This window comes from Thermogutta sp., assembly GCF_014359955.1.
Taxonomy (GTDB): domain Bacteria; phylum Planctomycetota; class Planctomycetia; order Pirellulales; family Thermoguttaceae; genus Thermogutta.
This window is the reverse complement of record NZ_JACIYL010000667.1, coordinates 1-2508: the sequence shown is the minus strand read 5'-3', so window position 1 is coordinate 2508 and position 2508 is coordinate 1. Positions and strand designations below refer to the sequence as shown.

The 2508-nt window shown below is 60.0% G+C and carries 1 protein-coding gene and 1 pseudogene; one reads left to right on the top strand and one right to left on the bottom strand.

The annotated features are described in order from the left end of the window. Positions 1-1828, bottom strand: a pseudogene (locus H5U08_RS15650) (excinuclease ABC subunit A); the annotation flags it as partial. A 388-nt stretch (positions 1829-2216) separates the two neighbouring features. On the opposite strand from H5U08_RS15650, the gene H5U08_RS15645 reads away from it, so the two are divergent. After that, a partial coding sequence (locus tag H5U08_RS15645; protein ID WP_297035127.1) for a hypothetical protein occupies positions 2217-2508 on the top strand: 292 nt, incomplete at its 3' end.

Genomic DNA, 2508 nt, shown 5'->3' with positions numbered 1-2508 from the left:
TGGCCACCACCCGACCACCTCGGCTGCCGGGTCCCGGACCGAAGTCCACGATGCAGTCGGCCGCCCGCATCGTGTCCTCATCATGCTCCACAACCACCACGGTGTTGCCCTGATCGCGGAGTCGGGCAAGGGTTGCCAGCAGGCGGTCGTTGTCGCGGGGATGGAGCCCGATCGAAGGCTCGTCGAGAATGTACGTTACGCCCACCAATCCTGAGCCGATTTGCCCCGCCAGGCGAATCCGCTGCATTTCTCCGCCGGAGAGAGTGGGGGCCGAGCGGTCCAGCGTGAGGTAATCCAGCCCCACGTTGCCGAGGAATTCCAATCGACTGCGGATCTCCTTGAGCGGTTCTTCGGCGATCTTCTGGCCGACGGCGTCCAGCTCCAATCCTGTAAAGAACAATCGCGCCTCGGAAATTGGAAGGGCGCAGACCTCGGGCAGCGACTTTTCCGGCGCGTCCGCAAAGTGGGGATGGGTGGTTCGCAGGCGGACAGCCCGGGCCACGGGCCGCAGGCGAGAGCCCCCGCAAGTCAAGCACGGTACCAGGCCGTAGGCCTGCTCTACCTGGCGGCGATACTCCGCGGTCAGTCCACCGATTTCGAGGAGATACTCGGCCACGTCGGCAATTCCGGTCGCCTCCCAGCAGCGTGCGGCGAAGTCTGCCAGTAAGTCTCGGTCGTCCCAAAGAGCGTCCACCCCGTACATGAGGACATTCTGGGCAAAGGGCGGAAGCTCCTCCCAGGCCGTCTCCAGGACCGTACCCGGCTCCAACTGGCACCGGGTCTCGAGCCACTCGGCCATGCGCCGAAGAAGAGTCCGAATCGGCGTCGGTACCGAACGCCATTTACCCAAAAACCCAAAACACCCCTGCTGAATAGAACGATGTGGGTCAGTCAACAGGGCGGCCACATTGAGCTGCCGAATACGCCCCAGCCCCTGGCACCGCGGACACATCCCTTCCGGACTGTTGAAACTGAACATCTGGGGACTGGGAGGCGGAAAGCCGATTTGGCAATTCGGACAGGTGTAGCGGGAAGAAAAATGGCCGATGATTCGGCCTGCTCGTTCCCGCCGGGATTTATCGTCCTCGCCTTCTTCACCCGAAGCCGATTCGTCCGCGCAGAGAAGGACCTCCCCCTCTGAAAATTTGAGAGCGTTCTCCACAGCTTCGGCGAGTCGGCTTCTCTGGGCGGGGGAGACCGTCAGCCGATCGACGACAAGTTCAATATCGTGGCGCATCTGCCGCCGGAGTCTCAGGTCCTCCTCCAGGCGAACGATCTCGCCGTCGATTCGCGCCCGGGAAAATCCCTGCCGCAACAAACTGGCGAAGAGGTTGCGATGTTCACCCTTTTGCCCGCGGACAAGAGGGGCCAGAATGTACACCCTCTGTCCTGAAGCCGTTTCCAAAATCTGCTCGATAATCTTGTCCCGTGGTTGGGCCTGAATCTTCTGCCCGCACTGCGGACAGTAACAGGTACCGGCTCGAGCATAAAGAATGCGGAGATAGTCATAGATTTCGGTGATTGTGCCGACGGTCGAGCGTGGGTTGGAGCCGGCTGTTTTCTGCGAAATGCAAATCGAGGGACTCAGCCCCTCAATGCGATCCACGTTCGGTTTGGCCATCTGGCCGATGAACTGCCGGGCGAAGGTGGAGAGGCTCTCCACGTAGCGGCGCTGCCCCTCGGCATAGAGGGTATCAAAGGCGAGAGAGCTTTTTCCCGAGCCGCTCACGCCTGTGAAGCAAATGAGCTGGTTCCGCGGGAGAACGAGATTGATCGCCTGGAGATTGTGCTCCCGTGCCCCCTGGATGACGATATCAGAAGCGGCCATGCTTTGTCACCCAATCCTTAGCTTATGAAAGTTGCAGTTTTCCGTGATCCTGACAAACGCGGTAGGCATGCCCACCACGGTGAATGAAGTTCCCAACAGAAAGAAAAATGCAAAGTGAGAACAGATGCAATTTGTCCACTGTGCAGTTCAGCGGTGTCTTGTCTGGGCCGTCAGAACACATTGCTGCCGGGATCAGCCCACTTCCAGAAGCCTTGAGCGACTCGTTCAATGTTGTGTCTCGGCTTCCGGTGCGTTATCCTGCGGGGGCATCGACGGCCTTTCGTATCCCTGAACCGTTCATTATAGGACAGGCGCTGGTGGAGGGATAGGCAATTTTTGTTGGCGGGAAAGAAGAGAAAAAGAAGAGTGGCCGGAAGCCTGGAGAGACATGGCATCGATGGGGCAAATGCTGACCAGGGAGGATAACCCGCAACGGCTGCCCGGTTGGTTTCAACCGCTCGTGCCGGTGGCGCTGGCCTTTGCTGCCGGCATTGCATGGGATCGCTGGGCTTTCCCGCCAGAACTCGGCTCTAAGGACGTCCTCCTCGGGTATGCCATCCTGGCTGTGGCGGGTTTAATTGCCGTGTGGTGGTGGGGATTTGGTAGCCGCGTGAGCCGATGGGCCCTCCTGGTCGTTTTCGCCCTGGCCGGGGCCGCCGAACACCACATAATCTGGCGGT